General features: G+C 70.6%; 21 protein-coding genes and 1 tRNA gene. 13 read left to right on the forward strand and 9 right to left on the reverse strand.

All coding sequences use genetic code 11. From position 1 onward, the window contains the following. Positions 1 to 134: 134 nt before the first annotated feature. Positions 135 to 1,520 carry an MFS transporter gene (locus AC07TY_RS02530; protein ID WP_123504715.1) on the forward strand — a complete coding sequence of 462 codons (1,386 nt, stop codon included), beginning with the start codon at positions 135 to 137 and terminating at the stop codon, positions 1,518 to 1,520. Positions 1,521 to 1,709: 189 nt separating this feature from the next. Here the strand turns inward: AC07TY_RS02530 and AC07TY_RS02535 are convergent, their stop codons facing one another. After that, positions 1,710 to 4,193 (reverse strand): hypothetical protein, encoded by a 2,484-nt coding sequence (locus AC07TY_RS02535; protein ID WP_494784245.1) that lies wholly within the window; start codon positions 4,191 to 4,193, stop codon positions 1,710 to 1,712. A gap of 228 nt (positions 4,194 to 4,421) precedes the next feature. Here AC07TY_RS02535 and AC07TY_RS02540 point away from each other — a divergent pair, with 228 nt between their 5' ends. The 7 genes from AC07TY_RS02540 (at position 4,422) to AC07TY_RS02570 (ending at position 10,342) form a co-directional block, all read left to right on the forward strand. Then, a complete protein-coding gene (locus AC07TY_RS02540) occupies positions 4,422 to 4,730 on the forward strand; it encodes a hypothetical protein (RefSeq protein ID WP_123504712.1) in 309 nt (102 codons plus the stop codon). 79 nt (positions 4,731 to 4,809) lie between these two features. Then, the gene (locus AC07TY_RS02545; protein ID WP_123504711.1) at positions 4,810 to 5,151 is read left to right on the forward strand and encodes an excalibur calcium-binding domain-containing protein; all 342 of its coding nucleotides are present in this window, start codon (positions 4,810 to 4,812) and stop codon (positions 5,149 to 5,151) included. A gap of 146 nt (positions 5,152 to 5,297) precedes the next feature. After that, a complete protein-coding gene (locus AC07TY_RS02550; protein WP_494784549.1) occupies positions 5,298 to 6,425 on the forward strand; it encodes an LLM class flavin-dependent oxidoreductase in 1,128 nt (375 codons plus the stop codon). Then, the gene (locus AC07TY_RS02555; protein ID WP_494784246.1) at positions 6,422 to 7,072 is read left to right on the forward strand and encodes an FMN reductase; all 651 of its coding nucleotides are present in this window, start codon (positions 6,422 to 6,424) and stop codon (positions 7,070 to 7,072) included. The genes AC07TY_RS02550 and AC07TY_RS02555 overlap by 4 nt, the downstream gene beginning before the upstream one ends. A 111-nt stretch (positions 7,073 to 7,183) precedes the next feature. Then, positions 7,184 to 8,023 (forward strand): DUF1684 domain-containing protein, encoded by an 840-nt coding sequence (locus AC07TY_RS02560; protein WP_494784247.1) that lies wholly within the window; start codon positions 7,184 to 7,186, stop codon positions 8,021 to 8,023. 36 nt (positions 8,024 to 8,059) lie between these two features. Next, complete coding sequence (locus tag AC07TY_RS02565) at positions 8,060 to 9,688, forward strand: bifunctional 3'-5' exonuclease/DNA polymerase (RefSeq protein WP_494784248.1); 1,629 nt, start codon at positions 8,060 to 8,062, stop codon at positions 9,686 to 9,688. A 135-nt stretch (positions 9,689 to 9,823) separates the two neighbouring features. Beyond that, entirely contained in the window at positions 9,824 to 10,342 is a 519-nt protein-coding gene (locus AC07TY_RS02570) for a DUF3145 domain-containing protein (RefSeq protein ID WP_488626351.1), read from the forward strand. Positions 10,343 to 10,464: 122 nt separating this feature from the next. On the opposite strand, the gene AC07TY_RS02575 is transcribed toward AC07TY_RS02570, so the two are convergent. The 6 genes from AC07TY_RS02575 to aceE form a co-directional block, all read right to left on the reverse strand. Then, positions 10,465 to 11,700: a beta-ketoacyl-[acyl-carrier-protein] synthase family protein gene (locus AC07TY_RS02575; RefSeq protein ID WP_494784249.1), complete on the reverse strand. Its 1,236-nt coding sequence runs from the start codon at positions 11,698 to 11,700 to the stop codon at positions 10,465 to 10,467. An 86-nt stretch (positions 11,701 to 11,786) separates the two neighbouring features. Continuing rightward, positions 11,787 to 12,035: an acyl carrier protein gene (locus tag AC07TY_RS02580; RefSeq protein ID WP_123504706.1), complete on the reverse strand. Its 249-nt coding sequence runs from the start codon at positions 12,033 to 12,035 to the stop codon at positions 11,787 to 11,789. Between the two features lie 135 nt (positions 12,036 to 12,170). Further along, positions 12,171 to 13,178 (reverse strand): beta-ketoacyl-ACP synthase III, encoded by a 1,008-nt coding sequence (locus AC07TY_RS02585; RefSeq protein ID WP_488626349.1) that lies wholly within the window; start codon positions 13,176 to 13,178, stop codon positions 12,171 to 12,173. Further along, positions 13,175 to 14,113, reverse strand: a complete 939-nt coding sequence (locus tag AC07TY_RS02590; protein WP_494784250.1) for an ACP S-malonyltransferase — start codon at positions 14,111 to 14,113, stop codon at positions 13,175 to 13,177. Before AC07TY_RS02590 ends, AC07TY_RS02585 begins: the two co-directional genes overlap by 4 nt. Before the next feature lie 79 nt (positions 14,114 to 14,192). Next, complete coding sequence (locus AC07TY_RS02595; RefSeq protein WP_494784251.1) at positions 14,193 to 15,494, reverse strand: PucR family transcriptional regulator; 1,302 nt, start codon at positions 15,492 to 15,494, stop codon at positions 14,193 to 14,195. 7 nt (positions 15,495 to 15,501) lie between these two features. After that, on the reverse strand, positions 15,502 to 18,246 hold the full coding sequence (gene aceE / locus AC07TY_RS02600; protein WP_488626346.1) for a pyruvate dehydrogenase (acetyl-transferring), homodimeric type: 2,745 nt from the start codon (positions 18,244 to 18,246) through the stop codon (positions 15,502 to 15,504). Positions 18,247 to 18,460: 214 nt separating this feature from the next. Between aceE and AC07TY_RS02605 the strand changes: the two genes are divergently transcribed. Then, entirely contained in the window at positions 18,461 to 18,934 is a 474-nt protein-coding gene (locus AC07TY_RS02605) for a peroxiredoxin (RefSeq protein WP_494784252.1), read from the forward strand. A 155-nt stretch (positions 18,935 to 19,089) separates the two neighbouring features. Here the strand turns inward: AC07TY_RS02605 and AC07TY_RS02610 are convergent, their stop codons facing one another. Further along, a complete protein-coding gene (locus tag AC07TY_RS02610) occupies positions 19,090 to 20,415 on the reverse strand; it encodes an acyltransferase family protein (protein WP_494784253.1) in 1,326 nt (441 codons plus the stop codon). Between the two features lie 96 nt (positions 20,416 to 20,511). Between AC07TY_RS02610 and AC07TY_RS02615 the strand changes: the two genes are divergently transcribed. Both AC07TY_RS02615 and AC07TY_RS02620 read left to right on the forward strand, forming a co-directional pair. After that, positions 20,512 to 20,584 (forward strand) — tRNA-Val (locus AC07TY_RS02615). 55 nt (positions 20,585 to 20,639) lie between these two features. Next, positions 20,640 to 22,373 (forward strand): hypothetical protein, encoded by a 1,734-nt coding sequence (locus tag AC07TY_RS02620; protein WP_494784254.1) that lies wholly within the window; start codon positions 20,640 to 20,642, stop codon positions 22,371 to 22,373. A 10-nt stretch (positions 22,374 to 22,383) separates the two neighbouring features. Here the strand turns inward: AC07TY_RS02620 and AC07TY_RS02625 are convergent, their stop codons facing one another. After that, the gene (locus tag AC07TY_RS02625; protein WP_494784255.1) at positions 22,384 to 24,006 is read right to left on the reverse strand and encodes a GH25 family lysozyme; all 1,623 of its coding nucleotides are present in this window, start codon (positions 24,004 to 24,006) and stop codon (positions 22,384 to 22,386) included. Positions 24,007 to 24,199: 193 nt separating this feature from the next. Between AC07TY_RS02625 and AC07TY_RS02630 the strand changes: the two genes are divergently transcribed. Next, positions 24,200 to 25,471 (forward strand): hypothetical protein, encoded by a 1,272-nt coding sequence (locus AC07TY_RS02630; protein ID WP_494784256.1) that lies wholly within the window; start codon positions 24,200 to 24,202, stop codon positions 25,469 to 25,471. Between the two features lie 41 nt (positions 25,472 to 25,512). Continuing rightward, on the forward strand, positions 25,513 to 26,325 hold the full coding sequence (locus AC07TY_RS02635) for a Nif3-like dinuclear metal center hexameric protein (protein ID WP_494784257.1): 813 nt from the start codon (positions 25,513 to 25,515) through the stop codon (positions 26,323 to 26,325). Positions 26,326 to 26,337: the final 12 nt, after the last annotated feature.

Raw genomic sequence — 26,337 nt, forward strand, 5'->3', positions numbered from 1 at the left:
GTGGAGTGGAACGCACTCACCACCGTCCACCATCAATCCGAGTCCACGACGAGACTGCCCCGCCAGGCCGCATCCAGGTCTGCGGTTCCGGCGTTCCCCGACGCCCGGCTTCGTCGCGCGCTCCCGGGAGTCCCGTGACCGACACCTCCACAGCACCCCGCACACTGCGCACGCCCCGCGCCGGCGCAGCGCCCGCCGTCGGGCAGCCGCACGAGCTGACGCCCCGCGCCGTCGTCGGCATCGCCGTGCTCGGCCTCGCCACATTCTTCGCCATCACGACCGAGCTCATGCCCGTAGGGCTCCTCGGCTCGATGAGCTCGAGCCTCGGCGTCTCGGTCTCGTCGATGGGCCTCGTCATCACGGTCTACGCGGTCGCCGTCGCTGTGCTCGCACTGCCCCTCACACTCGCCACCACGCGCTTCCCGCGTCGGGCGATCCTGGTGGCCACCCTGGGCGGCTACGCGCTCTCGAACCTGCTGATCGCGCTCGCGCCGAGCTTCGCCGTGGTCTGCGCGGGCCGTGTGATCGGCGGCGTAGCCCACGCCCTGTTCTTCTCGGTCGCATCCGCGTACGCCACGAAGATCGTCCCGCCGCGTCTGGCCGGCCGGGCGATCGCGTTCGTCTACTCCGGCTCGTCCCTCGGCTTCGTGATCGGCGTCCCCATCGCCACGACAGTCGGAGAGCACGCAGGATGGCGCCTTGCCGTCGGCGGCGTCGCAGTGGCGAGCGCGCTCCTGGCCGTCGTCGCACTGCTGTTCCTGCCGTCGGTCCGCGGCGAGTCCCAGCCTCACCTGGGCTCCGTGAAGTCCTGGGCGCGATCCGGCCTCATCGCGGTCGCGATCGCCGACCTGCTCCTCTTCGCCGGCCACTACGTCGTCTACACCTACATCGGCCCGTACCTCGAGGGCGCGGGCCTCGGGCACGACTACATCGGCGGCGCGCTGCTCGTCCTGGGCGGCACCGGGATCATCGGGCTCGTCGCGGCCGGCTCGTTCGTCGACCGGGCGCCGCGGCAGACGCTCCTGGTGGCCGTCGCCGTCATGGTCGCCTCGATCGCGGCCCTGCCGCTCGTCCACGGCTCGCTCGTCGGCACGTTCGTCGTCGCGGGCCTCTGGATGGCCGCCAACGGCACGACGGGCACCCTGTTCATGGCGGCGGCGATCCGCACCGGCGGCGTCAGCCCCGACATCGCCGGCGCGATCATCAACGGCGCCTCGAACATCGGCATCGCCGGCGGTGCCGCAGTCGGCGGCGCCGTCTACAGCGGAGCCGGCCTCGGCGTGCTCCCGCTCGCGGCCGCTGCCGTGCTCGTCGTCAGCTTCGGCGTCGTCCTCGCAGCCCGCCGCGGCTTCCCGGTCCACGGTCACTCGCAGGCGACCCTGTCGACGACGTCGATCCCCGTCATCACGACATCGATCCAGGCCATCACGACGTCGATCCCGACCGTGATCACGTCATCGATCCGCACCATTCAGACGCACACGGCCGCCATCCGCACCGTGCCGGGCCACGGCGGCTGACGCCGCGCCCCGGGCATCCGCCCGTCCGACCTGAACCAATCGAGACGGAGACTGTGTCCGCGAGCGGCGGGGGTTCGGTCTCGGGACGCTTTCCCTGGGCGTGAATTCACGCCCAGGGAAAGCGTCCCAGCGAGAACCCCGGGGGGAGCCGCCCCGTCAGCTGAGGTCGGGTCTGCAGCTGAGATCGGGTCAGTAGCTGTCGTCCACGACGAGCTTGCCGTCGACGACCTTGAGCGAGACGTAGACGTTGAAGGTGGTGTCGTACGAGTAGGGGTAGGAGGTACCGAGGAACTCGTCGGTGTACTTCTCGGTGACCGAGCCCGAGCCGCCCTCGCTCGTCACGGAGATCGAGTCGCCGTTCAGCGACACCGCCAGCGTCGGCTGCTTCGTGACCTTGTACGAGACCTTCGTGTAGCCCGAGCCCGGTCCGTAGAAGGGGCAGTCCGAGTCGAGGTCGCCGCGAGTCGACTTCTCGCACGTATCGATCAGGTCGGTGACGATCTTCTCGGCGTCGGTCGTCAGCCGATCCGTGGGCTTCGCCTCGAACTGCGCCGAGGCCCCGTACGACGACGAGCCGGCGCCCACCGCGATCTTCTGGACGGTCGATCCGAAGTAGTCCGTTCCCGCGATCGACAGGTCGTAGACGCCCGGGTAGGCCGTCAGCTCGAGTCCGCTGTCCGACAGCGCGCCCACCGCGGTCCCGCCGGCGGTCACGTCCGAGGTCGCGAAGATCGTGTCGGCCCGCACGTCGACGGTGGACGTCAGGGGCTTGACCTTCCACTCGTCCTTGAAGAACCAGCTCGTCCCGGTGCGCGTGAGCTGCAGGATGGCGTCCTGCTGCTGCCCGCCGACCGAGAAGGCCGCCGCCACGGTGGCGATGTCGCCCGACGTGGTCACCTTTCCGATGGCGACGTCGGTGATGCGCGCCGACGCCTTCGACAGGACGGCGTCCGTCATCATGCCGCCCGCCGCTTTCGCGCTGCCTTCGAGCTTCGCCGCGGCAGTTGCGTCACCGCGCGACAGGTCTCCGAGGTAGGCCTCGGCCACCGGCCCGGGGCCGTAGACGCTGGTGCGGAGCGTCGTCGCGGTGATGGCGCCGCCGACGACCAGCACGATGACGATGCCCGCCGCGATGAGAGATCGAAGCAGGATCCTCCGCGCCCTGGGCGACATCGGCTTGGCGGGGGCGAACACGTTCGACGCACCGACGGCCGTCGGGGCAGTGCTCGTCAGGGCAGTGCTCGTGGGTGCGGTGCCCGTCGCCGCGGTGCCCGCCGCGTCGCGCCCGGCGACGAAAGCGAGCGCCCGCAGCGCTCCCGGCGGAAGCGCGGGGACGACCCGCGGCGCGACGTAGCGCGCGACCGCCTCGATAGCGAGGCCCCACGCGGCCACGACGGCGACCGTCCACGGGGTGACGCCGGCGGAGCCTCCGCCGCCCAAGGCCGAGACCTGCACCGAGAAGACGACGGTGCCGACGATGAGCAGGCCGAGGCCGGCGAGGGCGTAGACAACGGGAGCGACGATCCAGTCGAGGAGGTCTCGGCGCGATCCGCCGCGGCGCACGGCGAGTGCGAGCCCCGCAAGCACTGCCGACGCCACGACGGCCACGACGAGCAGCCAGTACCAGCCGGGCGAGTGCGCGAAGACGGTCGCGGTCTGGGCCGGCGCCGAGTTGCCGCTCGCCATCGAGAGGAGCGATCCGACCGAGTCGGACGTCGACACGCCGCCGAGGAACCCGAAGGCGATCGCGACGGCCACGATGTTGCCGATCAGCAGCGGGTAGGCGCCCGCGGAGCTCGGCCGGGTGATGAGCGCCACGACGACGATCACCAGTCCTATCAGAAGACCCAGCGCCGCGAACTGCAGCGCGGCGGTGCGGATCCATCCCAGGATGCGCGTCGCCGTCGGGTGGACGCCGGCGAGCCGGACGTCGCGCGCGAGGAACGACCCCGCGAATCCGACGACCAGGGCCACCACGATGGCGAGGCCGGTGACCGCGTTGATGCGGTGGATGCCTGACAGCGCCTCGGTCGGCAGGCGGATTCCGAGCGCCAGGCCGATCAGCAGCGTCGTCAGTGCCAGGGCCAGGCCGGTGATGGCCGACGTGACCAGCGTCTGGCCGCGATCGAGGCCAGGTCGACGCGCGTACCGGGCGAGCAGCACGATCGCGGCGATCTGGGCGAGCGCGATCATCACCGGGACGAAGCCGAGGTGGGCCGAGCCGGACACCGTCGTGAGGTACTCGAGGCTGCCCGCTATGCGGAGGCGGCCGAGGTCGGCCAGCAGCACCAGCTGGGCCGGCGCACCGGCGAGGATCGTGAAGATGCTCGAGGCGTCGACCTGCGGAAGCGACGACGTTCCGGGTAGGGGCGACGCGTCGCCCGTCGAGGTCGATCCTGCTCCCGATCCGGACGCCGACGCAGCCAGCACGAGTGCCGTCAGCAGGAGCGACAGCACCGCCACGACGTAGGCCGCCACGAATCCGGCCACGCCCGTGACGGCCGCGACGATCCAGTCGCGGCCGGTCAGCGAGCGCATCACCAGCGAGACGCGCGAGGACGCCTCAGGCGGGGGTGGGGCCACGGGCGGCACTCCGGCCGGCTGAGAGGGCGCGAGGCTCTCGGGACTGCTGTCGTCGCTGCTGCCGGTGCCCGGCACAGGGGGAATGGTCACGTTCTGATCCTCTCGGTGTGTCGAGAGGTCGGATGGACCGGTTGAGTGAATCGCGCCCCCCGACGATGCGTCAATGCTACGGGAACCTGAGGATGCCCTGTGACTCGGTCCGAAGACGGGTCGAATGCCGGCGCGATCGGCGTGCACGAGCCCGCAGATGCGTTTCGGGTGTGTTGCAGTATCCGATGGATCGCCTCCGCGGCGTGCCGGCGGTGCGAGAATGAGCCCATGTTCGGCAGACGACTGCGAGGCACCGACTCGCCCATCACCCGTGACACGGGATTCGGCATCGGGGCGCAGGTGCATGTGGTCGACTCGCTCGAAGACCCCGCCTCGCCGTTCCCCGACGGACCCACCGGCATAGTCGTGCGCGCCGGCGGCTCGGCCTGGCAGCCGGTCTCGGTCATCGGCGGGTCGTCGCGCGTCTGGACCATCCAGTTCGACACCCCCCAGTACACACCCGACCTCGAGGGGCCGATCGCGATGTGCCAGCTTCCCGAGCGCCAGCTCCGCCTCGCACCGCCCGTCGATCGCTGAGCCGCAGGCGGGTCACCCGTTCGAGGGGCGCTCGTTATGGGACTTCCAGGGCGCAGGAACCGGCCCGTACGGTCGTCGCATGATCTCTCCGCGCCTGGCCATCGCCGCCACCGTCCTCACGGTCGCCATCGCCGTGCCGTCGGTCGTCGTCGCGGCCGAAGCCTCGTCGGCCAGCACCGTTCACACCTCGTCCGTGAACAAGGTGACCCCCAAATCGACCACGTACAAGAACTGCACCGAGATCCACAAGCACTGGTCGGGTGGCATCGCCAAGAAGGGCGTCACGACCAACACGACGCACTCCAAGGGCAAGACCTACCACCGGGCGCTCAAGGGCACGGTCAAGCACGACACTGCTCTCTACAACGCGAACAAGAAGTCGGACGCCGACAAGGACGGCATCGCCTGCGAGAAGTCCTAGGCGACCCGTTCTCTCCTCCGCCGGCGCGCGATTCCCGACCTCTTCCGAGAGGCCGGGAATTTCTGCGTCCGGGCCGCGTTGAACCGAACTGTATGCAGACGCATACAAACGGAGGTAGGGTAGAGGTCATGAGCAACGAGAGCGGCATGCAGTTCGGAATCTTCAGCGTCGGCGACATCACAACCGACCCCACGACCGGCGTCACGCCGACCGAGCACGAGCGCCTGAAGGCGATGATCACCATCGCCAAGCACGCGGAGGAAGTCGGCCTCGACGTGTACGCCGCCGGCGAGCACCACAACCCGCCGTTCGCGAACTCGAGCCCCACGACGCTCCTCGCGATGATCGCGGCACAGACCGAGAAGATCATCCTGAGCACGGCTACCACGCTGATCACCACGAACGACCCGGTGAAGATCGCCGAGGACTTCGCACTCCTGCAGAACATCACCGACGGGCGCGTCGACCTGACGCTGGGACGCGGCAACACCGGCCCGGTCTACCCGTGGTTCGGCAAGGACATCCGCCAGGGCATCAACCTCGCCATCGAGAACTACGCCCTGCTGCACCGTCTCTGGACGGAGGAGGTCGTCGACTGGAAGGGCCACTTCCGCACCCCGCTGCAGGGCTTCACAGCTACGCCGCGCCCGCTCGACGGCGTCGCGCCGTTCGTCTGGCACGGCTCGATCCGGTCGACCGAGATCGCCGAGCAGGCCGCGTACTACGGCGACGGGTTCTTCGCCAACCACATCTTCTGGCCCGCCTCGCACACCGCTCAGATGGTGCAGCTCTACCGCGAGCGGTTCGAGCACTACGGACACGGCAAGGCCCACCAGGCCTACGTCGGCCTCGGCGGCCAGGTCTTCATGGCCAAGAACTCGCAGGACGCGGTCAGGCAGTTCCGGCCGTACTTCGACAACGCCCCGGTCTACGGCCACGGACCCTCGCTCGAGGACTTCACCGCGCAGACGCCCCTCACCGTCGGCAGCCCGCAGGAGGTCATCGACCGCACGCTCGGCTTCCGCGGCTACGTCGGCGACTACCAGCGTCAGCTCTTCCTGATGGACCACGCCGGCCTGCCCCTCAAGACCGTGCTCGAGCAGCTCGACCTGCTCGGCTCCGAGGTGGTGCCGGTGCTCCGCCGCGAGTTCGCCATCGGGCGTCCAGCCGACGTGCCGGATGCACCCACGCACGCGAACCAGGTGGCTCGCGCCGCCGAGGCGACTCCGGCTGTCTCCTCGGCCGACCCCGCAGCTGTCCCGGCGCTCCGATGAGCACCGCACCCTCGGGCCTGCCGGCCAAGCGCATCGCCGTCGTCTCGGCCGGGCTCAGCCAGCCCTCGTCGACCCGTCTGCTCGCCGACCGCCTCGCCGAGGCCACGACCCGCGGCCTGGCGTCACTCGGGGAGTCGGCCGACGTCGAGGTGATCGAGCTGCGCGATCTGGCTCACGACATCACCGACAACCTGCTGACCGGCTTCCCGTCGCCGGCCCTCGAGGCGGCCATCGCGGCCGTCACGAGCGCTGACGGCGTCATCGCCGTCAGCCCGGTGTTCACGGCGTCGTACAGCGGCCTGTTCAAGTCGTTCTTCGATGTCGTCGACAAGGATTCGCTCGCAGGAACTCCGGTCCTCATCGGCGCCACGGCCGGCTCCCCGCGCCACTCCCTCGTGCTCGACCTCGCCCTCCGGCCCCTGTTCGCGTATCTGCGCTCGGTCGTCGTGCCCCTCGGCGTCTTCGCCGCATCGGAGGACTGGGGCTCGGGCGACGAGACCACCACGACCCTCCCCGACCGTGTCGCCCGCGCCGGCGAGCAGCTCGCCGAGCTCGTCGCCGGTCACACGACGCGCCGCCCGGGTGCGTTCGACGCCGACGCCGTCGTGCCGTTCGAGGAGCAGCTCCGGCGCCTGTCGGCCGAGTAGCAGGCCCGCCCCCGCCGGATCGGCACGGCCCCTCCCGATCCCGGGAGGGGCTGTGCCGTCTCGGCGGGGGCAGCAGGAAATGTCGGAGGCCTCCCGTACGTTGGGCCCACCATGAACGACACCGCCATCGCCTCCGCCACCGCCGAACTCGAGCGCTACCGCCAGCGCCGCCGTGAGCGAGCCACCGGCCCGCAGGGCTTCCTCGCCCTGACCAACACGCAGTGGGTCGACTCGGCGCAGCCGGTGTGGGGCGTGCCGGGCACCTGGGCTCCGGCGCCGAAGGGCCTCGGCGGCCTCGCCCTGACGGCGACGGAGGCCGACGGCATCGTCGTCGACGGCGACGTGGTCGACGGCACGGTCTACGTCGCCGGCGACGACGCCATGGTGCCGTCGACGCTCCGCTTCGCGTCGGGGGCGACCGGCACCGTGATCGCCAACGACGACCGCTCGTCGTACGCCCTCCGGGTGTGGGACACCTCGTCCGACGCCGCGCAGGCGTTCGGCAGCGTCGACTCGTTCGACTTCGACCCGTCGTGGGTGGTCACCGCCGACTTCGTCCCTACCGAAGAGGGTGCGCAGGTCGACATCCGCCACCAGAAAGACCTCGAGCTGAGCCGGCCGCAGCCGTTGCCCGGCCTGATCCGCTTCAGCCGCGACGGCGTCGACTACGAGCTCGCCGCCTTCCCGTCCGGCGACGGCGACCGCCTGCAGCTCGTGTTCGGCGATGCGACGAACGGCGACAGCACCTACTCGGTCGGCCGCTTCCTCTTCCCGACGCCGTCCGACGACGGCACGATCACGCTCGACTTCAACCGCGCGGTCCTTCCGCCCTGCGCCTTCTCGTACAACTTCAACTGCCCGATCCCGCCGAAGCAGAACCGTTTCGCGATCCCGATCGAGGCCGGCGAGAAGAACGTGCTCGCGAAAGACGGCTCGCTGCTTCACGCCTAGGCTGACGACGTCCCGCGCGCCGGTAGAGTCGAACGTATGTTCACCGTGCTCGCCCGCCTGCCCGGCGAGGGGGTTCGGGCGACGCCGGTGACGCGGGGGCGCGGCGGCGCACTGGAGGTCGGCGAGGGGCGCGAGTTCCTGCCGTCCGAGATCGATGACGTGATCGTCGAGGGCGAGCACGCGGCGACGCGCTGGGTGTGGGACGACACGGCGCGCTGGTACCCGCGGCTGCTGGAGCGCGGCCTCCGGGTCGAGCGCTGCGTCGACCTCCGGCTGCTGCATGCGATCCTGCGGCGCTCCGCCTTCGCCGTCGGCGCTGAGATCCACGGGGAGGCCCCGGGCGTGTGGGACGCCCCTCAGGCCGCTCCGCACGACTCCGGCGCGCTGTTCGTCGTCGAGCCGGAGTCGCTGCCCGACCCCGTGGGCGAGTTCCTGCGCCAGCGGGCCGCGATCGAGGCCAGCGCCGAGCGACCGCGACTGGAGCTGCTGGCGGTGGCCGAGTCGACTGGCGCGCTGATCGCCGCCGAGATGCGGCACCGGGGCATCCCGTGGTCGGCTGAGCGCCACGACGACCTGCTCACGACCCTGCTGGGGCCTCGGCCCTCGATCGGCGCACGGCCGGCCGCGATGCAGCGCGACCTCGCCGAGATCCGCGTGTCCCTCGCATCACCCGACCTCAACCCCGACTCGCCCGGCGAGCTGCTGAAGGCCCTTCGCGGCGCTGGTCTCGACGTGCGGACCACCCGCCAGTGGGAGCTCCGGGAGCTGGAGCATCCCGTCATCGAGCCTCTGCTCGCCTACAAGAAGAAGCAGCGCCTGTTCGCCGCGAACGGCTGGGCGTGGGTCGACGAGTGGATCGTCGGCGGGCGGTTCAGGCCGGAGTACGTCCCGGCCGCCGCCGCGACGGGCCGGTGGGGCACCTCGGGCGGCGGAGCGCTGCAGCTGCCGAAGGCCGTGCGCGGCGCGGTGATCGCCGACGACGGCTGGACGCTCGTCGTGGCCGACGCGTCGCAGCTCGAGCCGCGGATCCTGACCGCCCTCTCGCGCGACCGCGCGATGGCCCGGGCCGGCGCCGGAGACCTCTACGAGGGGATCGTCGCGACCGGGGCCGTGGCCACGCGCGCCGAGGCGAAGGTCGCCATGCTGGGCGCGATGTACGGCGCGACCTCGGGCGACGGCGGACGCCTCATGCCCCGCCTCACGAGAGCGTTCCCCGACGCGATCGCGTTCGTCGAGAAGGCGGCGCGCGAGGGAGAGCACGGGGGAGTGGTGCACACCCTCCTCGGCCGGACGTCGCCCAAGCCGGGTGGCGAGGCGCTCCCGCCGGAGATGGGTTCCGGAGACGTGGGCACCGCTGAGCGTGCCTGGGGCCGTTTCACGCGCAACTTCGTCGTGCAGGGCACCGCCGCCGAGTGGGCCCTGTGCTGGATGGGGTCGTTGCGGCGCCGTCTGGCCGAGCGCTTCGGCACCGACGACGACGCGCCGCACCTGGTGTTCTTCCTGCACGACGAGGTCGTCGTGCACGCGCCCGAGCAGAGTGCGGCCGAGGTCGCGGGCCTGGTCGAGGAGGCCGCGGCGGAGGCCGGGCGCCTGCTGTTCGGGTCGGCGCCGGTGCTGTTCCCTGTGACGGTGGCGACCGTGCGCTCGTACGCCGATGCCAAGTAGAGGGCGATTCCGGGTTCCCGGGGATTACACAGTTGTGATTTCCAGGCTTGATCGGCCATAATTCACACAGAACCACCACGAAGCATCCGTTCACCAGGTCGATGGGGAAGTCGCACCTAATCGAACGGAGGAATCGTGGCTGCAACAACCAACACTGCGTCGGTGGCGCAGGGCGTCCTTTTCGTCCACTCGTCCCCACGTGCTTTGAGCCCGCATGTCGAGTGGGCTGCTGGTCGTGCCCTCGGCCGTGCGGTCAACTTCACGTGGGCTGATCAGCCTGTCCTGAAGGGCTCGCTTCGCGCCGAGTTCCACTGGGAGGGCCCCGCCGGCACCGGCGCGGCTATCGCGTCCGCGTTGCGCGGGTGGGAGCACCTGCGCTACGAGGTGACCGAAGACCCGTCTGACGGGGCCGACGGCGGGCGCTGGATGCACACGCCCGACCTCGGCGTCTTCTTCGCGCAGACCGACTCCGTGGGCAACACGGTCGTGCCCGAAGACCGGATTCGCTACGCGATGGAGATCGCAGGATCGAACACCCTCGAGCTCCACCGCGAGCTGCGTCTCGCCCTCGGCCAGGCGTGGGACGACGAGCTGGAGGCGTTCCGCCACGCCGGCGAGGGCAACCCCGTCGTGTGGCTCCACAAGGTCGGCTAGACGCCTCAGACTGCACCACGTGCGGCCCCATCGACACGGGGGCGTGCAAGACGAAGGCCCGGTCGCGAGACCGGGCCTTCGTGCGTCCGCCAGACCACGGATCGGCCGCAGGCGGCCGCCACCTAAATGGAGCGCAGGGCGACGACCGCGTTGTGCCCGCCGAACCCGAACGACGTCGAGATCGCCACGATCGGCTCGTCGCCGATGGGGCGCGGCTCGGTGACGAGGTCGATGTGGATGCTGTCGTCCATCTGGGTCGTGTTGATCGTCGGCGGCAGCGTCTTCTCGGCGAGGGCCTTGACCGTGAACGCGGCCTCGATCGCCCCGGCACCGCCGAGCAGGTGACCGGTCGACGACTTGGTGGCCGAGATCGCGATGCTGCCGAGGTGGTCGCCGAACACGCGCTCGAGGGCGCGGATCTCGGCGATGTCGCCGACGGGCGTCGAGGTCGCGTGCGCGTTGATGTGCGCGACGTCGGTGCGCTCCACTCCGGCGCGCTCCAGGGCGTTGATCACAGCGCGGGCGCCACCGGTGCCCTCCGGGTCGGGAGCGGTGATGTGGAAGGCGTCGCTGGTGACGGCGCCGCCGAGCAGCTCGGCGTAGATGCGGGCGCCGCGGGCGAGGGCGTGCTCCTCGGTCTCGATGACCAGGGCGGCACCGCCGGCGCCTAGGACGAAGCCGTCGCGGGTGACGTCGTAGGGGCGCGACGCCGTGGCCGGGTCATCGCTGCGCGAGGAGAGAGCGTGCATCGCCGCGAAGGCGGCGAGGGGGAGCGGGTGGATCGAGGCCTCCGACCCGCCGGCGATGACGATGTCGGCATCGCCGTTCTGCAGGTGGTCGTAGGCGTTGGCGATCGACTCGGTGCTGGAGGCGCAGGCCGACACGACGGTCCGGGCACCGGCACGGGCACCCAGCGCCATCGAGACGGCGGCGGCCGGGCCGTTCGGCATGAGCATGGGGATCGTCATCGGGAGGACGCGGCGGGCGCCCTTCTCGCGGAGGGTGTCCATGCCGTCCGTCAGGGTCCAGATGCCCCCGATGCCGGTGGCCCAGTCGACCAGGAAGCGCTCGGGCACGACCTCGGGTGATCCTGCGTCCGCCCAGGCCTCGCGCGCAGCGATGAGCGCGTACTGGCTGGAGGGGTCGAGGCGCTTCGTCTCTTGACGGGTCAGCACCTCGTCGGGCGAGACCTTGACGCTGCCCGCGAAGCGGATGGGGAGGTCGTACGTCTCGACCCAGGGCTCGTCGACGGTGCGGATGCCGCTCTCTTTGGCGAGCAGCGCGGTCCAGGTATCGGCGAACGTTCCGCCGAGGGGGGTGGTCGCACCGATGCCGGTGACGACGATCTTCTTGGTCACAATGGTCTCCTAAACGATCGGGGCGTCAGGCCCCGGAAACAGCGCTCGGCCCGCGCCGAGACGACGCGGGCCGAGCTGCGGGACGATTAGCCCTGAGCCTTGGTGATGAAGGTCACGGCGTCGCCGACGGTCTTGAGGTTCTTGACCTCGTCGTCGGGGATCTTGACGTCGAACTTCTCTTCGGCGTTGACGACGATCGTCATCATCGAGATCGAGTCGATGTCGAGGTCGTCGGTGAACGACTTGTCCATCTCGACGGTGTCGGTGGCGATACCGGTCTCGTCGTTGATGAGCTCGGCCAGGCCGGCCAGGACTTCTTCGGTGGACTGTGCCATTGTTGTTCTCTCCTTGAGGTGTCGTTGTGACCGGGGTAAATCCTATTGCACGGTGTCAGCGCGGGTGCACGGCACGCTGGACCGGTGGTTTTCGAAGGGCTCCGCTCGGCTTCGAGGGCGCAGGAACTCGGGCCCCTACGGCAGCACGACCACCTGGGCCCCGAACACCAGGCCGGCCCCGAACCCGATCTGGAGCGCGAGTCCGCCCGAGAGCTCCGGGTGCTCCGCGAGCAGGCGGTGCGTGGCGAGCGGGATGCTCGCCGCCGAGGTGTTGCCGGTGGTCTCGATGTCGCGCCCGATCACGACCGTGTCGGGCAGGCCGAGCTGCTTCGCGAACTCGTCGATGATGCGCATGTTGGCCTGGTGCGGCACGAAGGCGGCGAGATCGGAGGCCTGGATGCCGGCCTTCTCGAGGGCGAGCTTCGCGGCCTTGGCCATCTCCCACACGGCCCAGCGGAAGACCGTCTGGCCCTCCTGGCGGATGGTCGGCCAGGCGATGTCGCCGGCTCCCTCGCGGTAGGCGCGGGTCGTGGCGGTCATGCCGATGGTGTCCCACTTCGACCCGTCGGAGCCCCACACGGTGGGCGAGATGCCGGGGGTGTCGCTGGGGCCGACGATCGCCGCGCCCGCGCCGTCGGCGAGGAGGAACGAGATGGAGCGGTCGGTCGGCTCGATGATGTCGCTGAGCTTCTCGGCGCCGACGACGAGGACGTACTCGGCGATACCCGACTTGATGAGGGCGTCGGCCTGGGCGATTCCGTAGGCGTACCCGGCGCAGGCGGCGCTGATGTCGTAGGCCGCGGCGGGGTTGGCCCCGACGCGCTCGGCGAGGAGCGCGGCCATCGACGGGGTCGGCACGGTGTTGCTGATCGTGGCGACGAGCACGGCGCCGATCCGCGACGGGTCGATGCCGGCCTTCTCGATGGCCTCGCGCGACGCGGTCTCGGCGAGGTCGATGGCCTCGACGTCGCGGCTGGCGCGCATGCGGGTGATGACGCCGGTGCGCTGGCGGATCCACTCGTCAGACGAGTTGATCGGCTCGATGATGTCGGCGTTGGGCACCACCACGTCGCCGCGCGCGGCGCCGAACGAGTAGATGCGCGTGAACTCGCGGGTGGGGTTCTGGAGGAGGGTTGGGGTCATGAGGCTGCTCCCTGCAGGAGGTCGACGGCGGCCTGGAGGTCGTCGGGGGTCTTGATGGCGACGGTCGGAAGCTTCTCGCCCGACGGGCTCTTCAGACCGCGCTTGGCGAGGCCGACGAGGGCTCCGGCGGGGGCCAGCTCGATGAGCCCGGTCACGCCGGCGGCGGTGAACGACTCCATCGTGCGGTCCCAGCGGACGGGCGAGGCGACCTGGTCGACGAGCAGGTCGACGAACCGGCGGCCGTCGGCGACCTCGGACCCGTCGAAGTTGGTCCAGAGGCGCGTCGTCGGGTCGGACGTGGCGATGGCGGCTGCGGCCGTGCGCAGGGGGTCGACGGCCGAGCCCATGTAGCGGGTGTGGAAGGCGCCGGCCACCTGGAGGGCGATGACGCGGGCCTTGGCCGGAGGCTCCTCGGCCAGGCGGGCGAGGGCGTCGAGCGCACCGGCCACGACGATCTGGCCGCCGCCGTTGAAGTTGGCGGGCTCGAGGCCCAGCTCGGCGAGCTTCGCCAGGACCTCGGTCTCGTCGCCGCCGAGGACGGCGCTCATGCCGGTGGGCTCCGCGGCCGCAGCGGCCGCCATGCCGGACGCCCGGACGGTGACGAGGGAGACCGCGTCGGCCTCCGACACCACGCCGGCGAGAGCGGCAGCGGTGAGCTCGCCCACCGAGTGGCCGGCGACTCCGGCGACGGCGGAGCGGTCGACGCGGTCGAACAGCGCGCGGGCCGTCACGAGGCCGGCGGCCACGATGAGCGGCTGTGCCACCGCGGTGTCGCGGATCGTGTCGGCGTCAGACGAGGTGCCGTGCGCGACGAGGTCGACACCCGATGCGTCCGACAGCTCTTCAAGCTGGGCGCGCGCCGCGGGGTCGTCGATCCAGGGAGTGAGGAAGCCGGGGGTCTGCGACCCCTGACCGGGAGCTACGAGAACGATCACCGGACCATCCTGCCAACCAATCGAGCCACGGCGGTGTGGCGACTCGACCAAGAATCCGGCCGAGCGTTGTATGAGTCGCTCACTTGGCGGCGCCTCCGCGCTTGAGCCGACGCGTCGGGGTGTCGGGATCGGCGATCGAGCCCAGGATCAGGGCGGCCTGCAGGATCAGCGCCTCGCGGGCGCCGGTGGCGTCCCACCCAATCACGTCGGTCACGCGCTTGAGGCGGTACCTCACCGTGTTGGGGTGGACGAAGAGCTCTCGGGCCGTCGCCTCGAGGGAGCGGCCGTTGTCGAGGTAGCACCAGAGCGTGGTCAGCAACTCGGACGAATGCGTCTTGAGCGGCCGGTAGATGCGGTTCACGAGCGTGGTCCGGGCGACGGGATCGCCGGCGAGGGCGCGTTCCGGCAGGAGGTCGTCGGCTTGAGCCGGGCGGGGTGCGTTGCGCCAGGCACGCGCCACGGCGAATCCGGCGAGGGCGGCCTTGGCGCTGCCGGACGCGTCGACGAGCCCGGGCACCTCGTGGCCGAGGACGAGCGGCCCGTCGCCGAAGCCGGGCTCGAGTGCCTGCGCGATCTCGGTGAACGACGGATGCAGCTTGGCGGTCGCCGGCGCGGCAGTGATCGGAGACGAGGCGACTCGTCCTGCCGGATGACCACCGTCGGCGGCCGTCGTAGTGAGCTCGTCTTCGGCGTCGGACTCGGCGCGGCCGATCACGAGGACCAGCCGCGACCCCTGAACGCCGATGAGCACGTCGGCGTCGAGGTGCCGGGCCGTGCGGCGCAGCACGTCGACGTCGAGCATGCGCGGGGCCGTGCCCACGAGTACGGCGACCTCGCCGTGGCCGTGCCAGCCGAGGGCGGCGATGCGCGACGGCAGCTCGTCGTCGTACTCGCCCGAGAGGATCGAGTCGACGACCAGGGCCTCGAGCCTGGCGTCCCACAGGCCGCGCGCTTCGGCGGCGCGGGCGTACACGTCGGCCGCGGCGAATGCGATCTCGCGCGAGTAGAGCAGGATCGCCTCGCGGAGGTAGCTGTCGCGGTCTTGCACGCGGTCTTCGACCACCTCGCAGGTGACGCGGATCAGCTGCAGGGTCTGCTGGAGGCTGACGCTCCGGAGCAGCTCGCGAGGAGCCGCTCCGAACACGTCCGCCGCGATCCACGGCGTCGCCTTGGGGTCCTCGAACCAGCTGATGAACGACGAGATTCCGGCCTGGGCGACGAGGCCCACGGCCGAGCGCCGCCCTGGTGGCATGGAGCCGTACCAGGGCAGCGTCTCGTCGAGCTTCTTGATCGTCGCGGTGGCGAACTCGCCCGAGACGGCCCGAAGCCACGCCAGCGTCTTCTTCTTGGCCGCCGGGTCTTGAGTGCGCGGGGCGCTCACGACCGGATCAGCTCTCCCCGCCGGCCGACCCCGAGGTCCCGGCCGTCACCTCGTGCAGCTGGTAGCGGTCGATGGCCTGCTGCACGACGCTCGGGTCGACCTCGCCGCGCTTGGCGAGGGCCTGCAGCGTGCGGACCACCATCGACGGGCCGTCGATCTTGAAGAAGCGTCGGGCGGCCGGACGCGTGTCGGAGAACCCGAAGCCGTCGGCGCCGAGCGTGTAGTAGTCGCTCGGGACGAACTGGCGGATCTGGTCCTGGACGGCGTGCATGAAGTCGGAGACCGCGACGACCGGCCCCTCGGCACCCTGCAGCTTCTGCGTCAGGTACGGGACCTTCGGCTCGTCGTTCGGGTAGAGGAAGTTGTGCTCGTCGGCGGCGAGGCCGTCGCGGCGCAGCTCGGTCCAGCTCGTGACGCTCCAGACGTCGGCCGCGACGTTCCAGTCCTCGGCCAGGAGCTGCTGCGCCTCGAGCGCCCACGGGACGCCGACGCCCGAGGCGAGGAGCTGCGCGCGCGGCCCCAGGTTCTGCGCCTCGGAGATGCGGTGGATGCCCTTGACGATGCCCTCGACGTCGACGCCCTCGGGCTCCACAGGCTGCTGCATCGGCTCGTTGTACACCGTGATGTAGTACATGACGTTGGGGTCGGGGTGGCTCGCGTTGCCCTGGTCGTCGGTGCCGTACATGCGCTCGACTCCGGCCTTGACGATCTGGCCGATCTCATAGCCGTACGCCGGGTCGTAGCTGACGACGGCCGGGTTGGTCGAGGAGAGCAGGTGCGAGTGTCCGTCAGCGTGCTGCAGGCCCTCGCCGGTGAGCGTGGTGCGGCCGGCGGTGGCGCCGATGATGAAGCCGCGTGCCATCTGGTCGCCCGCGGCCCACATGGCGTCGCCGGTGCGCTGGAAGCCGAACATCGAGTAGAAGACGTAGACCGGGATCAGCGGCTCGCCCTGCGTCGAGTAGCTGGTGCCCGCAGCGGTGAAGGCCGCGAAGGCGCCGGCCTCGTTGATCCCGACGTGGATGATCTGGCCCTGCGGGCTCTCCTTGTAGGCCAGGAGCTGCTCGCGGTCGACCGACGTGTAGGTCTGGCCCTTGGGGTTGTAGATCTTCGAGGTCGGGAAGTACGCGTCCATGCCGAAGGTGCGCGCCTCGTCGGGAATGATCGGGACGATGCGGTGGCCGAAGCCGGGTGCGCGCAGCAGGTCTTTCAGGAGGCGCGCGAACGCCATGGTCGTGGCGACCTCCTGCTTTCCCGAGCCCTTCTTGACGACGCCGTAGGCGGCCTCGTCGGGCACGGGGATCTGCGTGAACTTCGAGCGGCGCTCGGGGATGTACCCGCCGAGCTCGCGGCGACGCGCCTGGAGGTACTCGATCGCCTCGTCGTTCTGACCGGGGTGGTAGTACGGCGGCAGGTACGGGTTCTCTTCGAGAGTCGCGTCGGTGATGGGGATGCTCATCTCGTCGCGGAACTTCTTGAGGTTGTCGAGGGTCAGCTTCTTCATCTGGTGGGTCGCGTTGCGGCCCTCGAACGACGGGCCCAGGCCGTAGCCCTTGACCGTCTTCGCCAGGATGACCGTGGGCTGGCCCTTGTGCTCGACCGCCGCCTTGTAGGCCGCGTAGACCTTGCGGTAGTCGTGGCCGCCGCGCTTGAGGTTCCACACGTCGTCGTCGGAGTAGTTCTTGACGAGCTCGAGGGTGCGCGGGTCGCGGCCGAAGAAGTTCTCGCGCACGTAGGCGCCCGACTCGGCCTTGTACGTCTGGTAGTCGCCGTCGGGGGTGCGGTTCATCAGGTTGACGAGCGCGCCGTCGTCGTCGCGGGACAGCAGTTCGTCCCACTCGCGACCCCAGACGACCTTGATGACGTTCCAGCCGGCTCCGCGGAAGAAGCTTTCGAGCTCCTGGATGATCTTGCCGTTGCCGCGGACCGGGCCGTCGAGGCGCTGCAGGTTGCAGTTGATGACGAAGTTCAGGTTGTCGAGGCCGTCGTTGGCCGCCACCTGGAGCTGGCCGCGGCTCTCGACCTCGTCGAGCTCGCCGTCGCCGAGGAACGCCCAGACCTGCTGGTCGGAGGCGTCCTTGATGCCGCGGTTGGTGAGGTACTTGGCCTGCTGGGCCTGGTAGATCGCGTTGATCGGTCCGAGGCCCATCGACACGGTCGGGAACTGCCAGTAGTCGGGCATGAGCCGCGGGTGCGGATACGACGACAGGCCGTCGACGCCGTGCGACTTCTCCTGGCGGAATCCGTCGAGCGCGTGCTCGTCGAGGCGGCCCTCGAGGAAGGACCGGGCGTACATGCCGGGTGAGGCGTGGCCCTGGAAGAAGATCTGGTCGCCGCCGCCGGGAGCGCCCTGCGCACGGAAGAAGTGGTTGTAGCCGACCTCGTAGAGAGCGGCCGACGAGGCGTAGGTCGAGATGTGGCCGCCGACCGAGATGCCGGGTCGCTGCGCACGGTGCACGGTGATGGCCGCGTTCCAGCGGATCCACTTGCGGTAGCGGCGCTCGAGGTCTTCGTCGCCCGGGAACTGGGGCTCGTTCTCGGGGGCGATCGTGTTGATGTAGTCGGTGGTCGGCACCATCGGCACGTTGACGTGCAGATCGCGCGACCGCGACAGGAGACTGAGCATGATCTCGCGAGCGCGCTCGTGGCCGTGAGTCGCGACGAGGGCGTCGAGCGACTCTCTCCACTCCGCGGTCTCTTCGGGATCCCTGTCGAAATCGTCGACCGAATACGGATCCTGATCGTTTACCGACACCCTTGACCTCGTTCGTTTTGTAGGCAGACACAGTCGTGTCGAGCACATCATCGTCCGGGGGTGGGGACGGGTCGGGCCCGACGACAACACTCTACTGACTCCGGCAGGGAGCGCCTCTCAGTCGCAGTCCTTGCATTCCCGGAGCGCAGGCGTAGCATTGCCAGCCGTGCCTCGCGCCACCTCTGCGAGCCACGATCTGAGAGGACAACACAGCATGGCTCTGGAGAACGACGTCCGGGCTCCCGACTTCGACCTGCCGAACCAGTACGGCGAGCACGTCCGTCTGGCCGACTTCCGCGGCATCAAGCCCGTCGCCCTCGTGTTCTTCCCGCTTGCCTTCTCGAGCACCTGCACCACCGAGCTGTGCCAGCTCCGCGACAACATCGCCCTCTTCAAAGACCACCGGATCGAGCTCATCGGCATCTCCGTCGACTCGAAGGCGACGCTCCGATCGTTCGCCGAGACCGAAGGCTACGACTTCACGCTTCTCGCCGACTTCTGGCCTCACGGCGAGGTCGCGAAGGAGTACGGCGTCTTCCTCGAGCACAAGGGCTTCGCCAACCGTGCGACGTTCCTGATCGACATCGACGGCGTGATCCAGGAGCACTTCGTCACCGCGCCGGGCCAGGCGCGCGACATGGCCGACTACCGGGCTGCGCTCGACGCACTCGTGCCCGTGGGCGTCTGATCCGCTTCCTGAACTGAGCGTCGTCCTTATGCAAGGACGAGGGCGCGCTTCACGAGGATCTCGCCCCGTGAGTGCGAGCCCCACGAGGAAGCGCGGAGTTCCTGCGCCCCCTCACCAGGACGAAGCCCTCGAGCGTCCTTGCGAGCAGAGCGGTTCTAGCGCAGGAACTCGCTGACGACCGCCTCGCTCGGCCTCGCCGGCGCGTCCGCGCCCGCCCGCCCACGCCCGAGCAGCCAGAGTCCGAGCGGCAGGGCGAGCGCGCCGATGACGGCCAGCCTCAGGTCGAGGCCGTCGAGCATGACGGCGAACGGCGGTGCGATCAGCAGGACGGCCGCCACCGCGATGACCCACGCCGCAGGACCCCGACGCCCCGCTGGCAGCGCCGCTGGCGGCTTCTCGAGCCGGCCGACAACCAGCGAGACGGCGAAGGCCAGGCCGATGACCGCGAGGTACATCGGGATGCGGGTCAGCCACCAGACCCTCGATCCCGGGTCGGGGAAGGGCGCGCCGACCGCGAGCAGGGCGCCGTTGACGATGATCAGCAGCGGCAGGTGCCACAGGTAGACGGTCATGCCGCGGCTGCCGACGAGAAAGACGACGGCCCGCGCCGCCTTCGTCTGCATGAGCCGCGCCAGAGCCGGGCGGAGCAGCCGCAGGAGGCAGAGCTGAGCGATGGCCAGCAGCATGAGCGGCGTCATCGGCGGGTTCAGGTCGACGAGCATGTTGGCCGACCAGCGGTGCGATCCGGTGAGGGGGAGCATCGCGAGGTACGCCGCCGCCGCCACGACGATGAGGACGACCGGCCGGGCGCGCTCCAGCCAGCCCGCCGCGTAGGCGAAGCCGAGCTGCTGCGCGAAGAGCCACACGAAGACGAGGTTGAGCAGCCCGACGTTCGTCACGTGGGTCTGGTAGCGGACGACGTCGACCGCGAAACCGCCGACGAACAGGACGATGAGCGTGACGACCGGGCGTGTCGCCTGGAGGTGCGCCATTGCGGGCACTAACAGCTGCGTGATGCCGTAGGCGGCGAGGAACCAGAGCGGCGAGCCGATGCCCGCGGCCGTCTCGTCGAGGACGCCGGCGTCGACGCCGAGCGCGGTCGCCACGAGGAGGCCGACCGCCAGGAACACGTAGATCCCGGCCGCCGGGCGTCCCAGGCGCTGCAGTCGTCCGCGGACGTAGTCGCCGGCGTCGCCGCCGCGGCGTCTCGTCGACGCCCACGCCGTGGCGCTGGCGAACCCGCCGACCACGAAGAACAGCGGCATGATCTGCCCGACCCAGGTGGCCGCGTCGAACCACGACTCGCCCTCGAGGGGCCTGGTGGTGACGATCCCGCCCGACGCATCGACGCCCACGCCGACCATCAGCACGTGGATGAGGACGACGAGGAGCACGCAGGCGACCCGGGCGAGGTCGACAGTGAGGTCTCGACCCGACAGATCCGCGCCGCCCCCGCGCGAACCCTGAGCAGCAGCGTTCATGACGGCACGCTAACCCGCCGCGCCCCGAAAGCGCATCATCCTCTCGGCCGGTCTTGGCTACCATGGACCCTGCGCACGCTCCCGACGGAGTGCTGCGGGCCTTTAGCTCAGTTGGTAGAGCGCCACGTTTACACCGTGGATGTCATCGGTTCGAGCCCGGTAGGGCCCACTCCCGCACCTGCCAGCGCCACGTGCCGCCACCCGCACCCGCTAGGGTGCCGCACGTGACCACCGTCGAGAGCAGCACGCCGGCGGAGGCCGCCGCGCCGCGCCGACATCGACTGCGCCTTGAGACGACGGCGGCCGTGTCTGCCGTGACGGTGACGGTCGCGTTCCTGCTGTTCCTCGGGGCGACGCGCAGCTCGCCGGTGTTCTTCGGCGACGAGATCGGCTACCTCGCCAACGCCATCGCGCTGGCCGGGGGGCCGCACCTGCAGCTCGACGCCGGCTCGTACTACCCGGGCTGGTCGTTCGTGCTGGTTCCGCTGTGGTGGGCGTTCCGCGACCCGCTGGCCATGTACCAGGGCGCGGTCGTGCTCTCGGCGCTGTCGCAGGTCACGACGATCCCCGTGCTCGCGCTCCTCGGCCGACGCCTCGGTCTCACGACCGGGCAGTCGCTCCTCGCCGCGTGCGCCGTCGTCGCCCTTCCGGCGCACGCCCTCCTGGCGGGGTTCGCCCTCGCCGAGAGCTTCGTCGGCCTCCTCGTCGCCGCGACCGCCCTCGCCGTCGTCGCCGCCGCGCAGACCGGCGACCGCCGCTGGTTCGCGGCCGCCGGTGCCCTTGCCGGCGCCGCGTTCGTCACCCACGGCCGCCTGGCGCCGCTTGTCGCGGCCACTCTCGTCTGGGCAGCCCTCCTCCTCTGCCGCAAGGACCGGCGTGCCGCCGCCGCCCTCGCCCTCCCCGCCCTGCTCGTCGCAGGGGCGGGCTACGCCGTCTACCGCCATCTCGAGCTCACGGTCTACGGATCGACGGCCCGCGAGTCGACGGGGATCGCCCGCCTGCTCGGCAGCGAAGCCGGCCCGACGGCCCTCGGCGGCAGCGGCCAGGCCTGGTACGCGCTGGTGGCGACGGCGGGCCTGGCGATCCCGGGCGTGCTGCTCGGCGTGCGGGCCGTGGTCGCCGAGGTGCGGGCGCGCCGGTTCGGGTGGGCGTCGTGGGGCGCGGTCGCGTTCCTGGGCCTCGTCGCCATCGGCGTCACCTACGTGAGCCACGCCGTCGGCCGGAGCGAGCGCCTCGACCTGTTCGTCTACGGCCGGTACCTGCAGCCGGCGACCGACCTGGTCGCCCTCCTGGGGCTCGTGCAGCTCGTGCGGCTGAGACCCCGGCACCGGTTCAGGAACTCGGCCCTGCTCCTCGCGTCCCTGATCGCCGCCGCCGCGGCATACTGCCTGCTCGCGGCCGCCGCCGTGCCCGCCTCGCGCGAGACCCGGGCCGGATGGAACGCCATGAACGTGCTCGGACTGTCGCCGTTCACCTGGCACCACGGCCGCGAGGTCACAGTGCCCGCGGTGCAGGCCTCGCTCGTCGCCGCAGCGGCCCTGGCTCTGCTGCTCGTACTCCGAAGGATTCCGCGCGGCCCGACCTGGATGCTGACCGCCGCAGTCGCCGTCGCCCTCTCGGGCTCGATCGTCGGTCAGGCGCGGACTGTCGTGCCCGTCTACTCCGCCTACTCGAGCGCCTTCGTGCTCGCGCCGCTCGTCGAGAGAGAGCCCGGCGCCACCGTCTCGTTCGACGTCCGGCGCAATCCTCTTCGCCCCAACACCGACACCGCGATCAGCCAGAACGCGTACCAGTTCTTCCTCGCGCCGACCGTCGTGCCGGTCATCGACACCGGCGACGCGATGCCGACGACCGACCTCGTCATCACGCGCAGGAACTGGCCGGCGGGCACAGCCGCCGGCTGGAGGCTCATCGCCAACGACGCGCGCTACGACAACTCTCTGTGGGCTAGGCCCTGAGCCGTCGGGGTCAGCCGAGGAACGTGCGCGAGCCCCAGCTCGTCGTCGTGCCGACGGCCTTGCGCGCCGGGAACGGGTTCGCGGAGTCGCCCGTGCCAGCGAAGACGTACATCTGGCCCGACTTGCCGATGGCCATCAGGTCGGCTTTGCCGTCGCCGGTGAAGTCGCCGGGCGTGAAGATCTTCGTGTAGTTGCTCCAGCCGGTCTGGGGCACGGTCGTCTTGACGAGGCCGGCGACGGTCGGGATGTGCGTGTAGAGGGCGAGGCCGCCCGACGAGTCGCGGGCGACGAGGTCGGAGTAGCCGTCGCCGTTGAAGTCGGAGCCGCCGATGACCAGGTTCTTGGAGTTCCAGCCGGAGGCCAGCTGCACGCGGCCGCTGAACTTGCCGGTCTTGTCGCCGAGATAGAGCCACAGGACGCCGACCTCGTCGACCGCGGTGATGTCGGCGTAGCCGTCGCCGTTGAAGTCGCCGGCCGACGCGATCTTCGACATGCCCGACCAGCCCGACGCCACGGTCACCCGGGTGCCGAGCGACCCCTTCGGGCTGACGGGGAAGTAGTAGAGCGAGCCCGAGGTGCCGCGCGCGTAGAGGCCCGGGTTGCCGCTCGACGTCGCCTTGCCTACGGCGGCGAACGCGTTGTACGAGTTCATGCCGGTGCCGAGCGACACGTTGGCGGGGGAGAGGAAGGCGCCCTTGCCGTCACCCCGGTAGTCGTACAGCGTGCCGGTCGACGTGATCGCCAGGATGTCGGTCTTGCCGTCGGCGTTGTAGTCGTGGAGGCGCGTCGTCGGCGTGTTGGTGAACTGGTACGTCGGGTCGGCCAGCAGGCGGAGCGACGTCATCGTGCCGTTGTAGGCGTCCTGGTCGCCGGGGAAGGGCGACTCCTTGTCGGAGTACTGCCAGAGCGACCACGCCGCCCAGTTCTTCGGGACCGCTCCGGGGCCCGCGGCGGCGTTCGACGTGTACTTCGCGAAGAACAGCGGGTTGGCGGTGAAGCTGGTGGTCGAGCTGCCGACGCACCTGGCCCAGAAGTCGGCGTTGGTGTAGATGACCGGGATGCGGGTCGTGTTCTTGGCGACCTGAGCCGAGAACGCGGAGATCCACGAGCGCATCTCCGATTGCGACATGTCATAGCAGGCACCGATGTCCGGCTGCTGGGCCTTCGTGTTGACCTCGAGGTCGAGCATCGGCGGCAGAGTCGATCCGCCGGGCGACCAGAGCGCCCCCTGCGGCGTCTTCGACCTCTGCGAGTTGAAGTAGTCGGCCTGCTGCACGGCGCGGCCGGCGTTCGTCGAGGCGGTCCCCACGTTCGGCGCAGCCAGGTGATAGGCGCCGCGGACGTAGCCGGCCTTGAGAGAGCCGTTCCACTGCGCAGCGAAGTTGTCGTTGACGACCTTCACACCACCGCTGGCCTTGATGTACACGAACCGCGCCTTGTACGCGCCGTTGTAGAGCGACGACCACTTGGCGTCCGAGATCGCTCCCTGGTACTGGCTGACGTCGAAGCCGCGGATGCCGGTCGGTGCGGTGGTGGCGGCATCGGCCGGCGCGACCCCCGCGACGGCGACGAACCCGGACACGACGAGACTCGCGAGGCCGACGATGGCGACGCGACGAATGGAACGGTGCATGGAGCGATTCCCCCTGTTGGTGCGATGGTCGTCTTCAGCGTACGTCGCGGATCACCCCGTTCCCACCCGTCTGCAGGATGACCTGCCCGAGGCCGTCCCTCGCGCCACCGCCTGACGCCGGAGCCGGGCGGGTTAACCCGCTCCCCGGCGCGTCCCCCCGCCGACGGCGGCAGGGAGCACATATCATTCCGCCATGAAGTACCAGCGGGAATCGAGTGTGGCGGGGACGGTGACGGCCATCATGGACGCTGACGAGCACCCGATCCGACACGCGATCTACACTCCCGCCGACGGCGTCCCGATCGTCCGTGCGGACGACGATCCCGCCTTCATCGAAGACACGCTGCCCCGGTCGCCGCGGTCCGCGTTCGACGCCGCGCCGGCGACTCCGGTCGCGCCCGAGCCCGACGAGACCCTGCCCGACGAGGCGTTCCCCGAAGAGACCGTTCCGTACGCTCCCGGCGACGTCCCCGAGCCGATCGACGACGGGCTGACCGACGAGGAGCGCGGATACCCGATTCCGCCTCAGCGCGGGTCCCTCGACGACGACGTCCTCGTGCCCCTGGTCGAGCGCCACACCACCGACACCGCGACCATCGACCTCATCGGCATCGTGCAGGCTCAGATGAAGCTCCGACTCGCCGAGGCGCGCCGCTTCGCCGAGTGGGAGGCGCAGATCCAGCGGATCGGCACCGACGAGGCACTCGAAGAGCTGGAGCGGACCCGACTGCACTTCACGGGTGTCATCCCGATCCAGACCGGCCCCACCGTCATCTCGATCGTGCAGTCCCCGCCGCCCGTGCTCATCACGGTCGACCAGGCCCCGACCGGCGAGGCCCTCGTGCCCGAGCGCGTCCTGCCGGTCGTCGAGTCGTCCCCGATCATCCCCGCCGGCACGGTGCCCGACCCCGCGGTGAGCACCAACGCGCACGTCGAGCGCGCACGCATCTCGGACGAGGAGCTGCTCGACACCCCCGGCGAGGCAGCCCCGGCCTCTCGGGCCGCCGCGAAGCCCGCCCCGTCGTCGCTCACTCTGACGCGCACGGCGATCCTCGCCCTCTCCGTCCTCGCGGCGCTGGTCGTGATCGCCGGCATCGTCACCACCGCCGTCGGAGCATCCCTCGCGGTGTCCGGCGCCCTGGCGGCGGTCTCCGTCCTCGCCGCCGCCTGGCTCGGCATCGTCGCGGGCCGTCAGGCTCTCCGTCTCCGCTCCTCGGGGGCGGCGACCGGCCGCACCGGCGCCGCGCTGGTCGCCGGGCTCGTCCTCGGCACGGCCGTCGGCGAGGGCCTCGTCACCTCGCCCGCACCCGAGTTCGCCTGGCAGGGCTACCTGCTCTCGCTCGCGAACGTGCAGGGCGTCGACACGCTCCTGTCGGTCGTCGCCGGCTGCGTCGCGGCCCTGGTGCTCGCGTTCGTCGTGGTCGTCGTCGTGGACCGCACGAGCGAGTCCGCCCCGGCGTCGTAGGCGTCCTGGGCGCGAGGTCCGCGCAGACTACGCTGGGAGGCGTGGTCACACTCGATGCCGTCGGCGCAGCCGTCGAACGCCTCTGGCCCCTCAGCGGCGCCTCCTCCTGGGACTCCCCGGGGCTCGCCGTCGGCGATCCCGCTTCGGAGGTCCGGCGCATCCACCTCGCCGTCGACGCCGTGCTCGACACCGCCGACGAGGCCGTCGAGCTCGGGGCCGACCTGCTGCTCGTGCACCACCCGCTGCTGTTCCGCGGCGTGACGACGGTGGCGGAGTCGACGACGAAGGGCGCCGTGATCGCTCGGCTGATCCGGGGATCCTGCGCCCTCCTGGCGGCCCACACGAACGCCGACGTGGTCGTCACGGGCACATCTCGCGCCATCGCCTCGCGCCTCGGGCTGACCGGACAGCGTCCCATCGAGGCGAGTACGCCTGACACGGGCATCGGGATCGTCGGGCGCGCCGCGCAGCCGAGCACCCTCATGACCCTCGCGCGCGCCCTCTCGGACTTCCTCCCGCCGACGGCCGGGGGAGTCCGCGTCGCCGGCGACCACGACCGCGTGGTCGAGACGATCGCCCTCTGCGGAGGGGCCGGCGACTCCCTCCTCGACGACCCGTCGGTCGTCGCCTCCGACGTGTACATCACGAGCGACCTGCGCCACCACCCCGCCTCCGACGCCCGCGACCGCATGCTGCTCGGCCGCGGCCCCGCCCTCATCGACATCTCGCACTGGGCGAGCGAGTGGCTGTGGCTCGAGCAGGCGGCAGTCGAGCTCCGCGCCGAGCTGCCCGGCGTCGAGATCACCGTGAGCGAGCTCCGCACCGACCCCTGGGACTTCGCGGTCGTCCGCTGACCAGCCCCCCTT

Source organism: Frondihabitans sp. GW821-FHT04F02 (genome assembly GCF_059420045.1).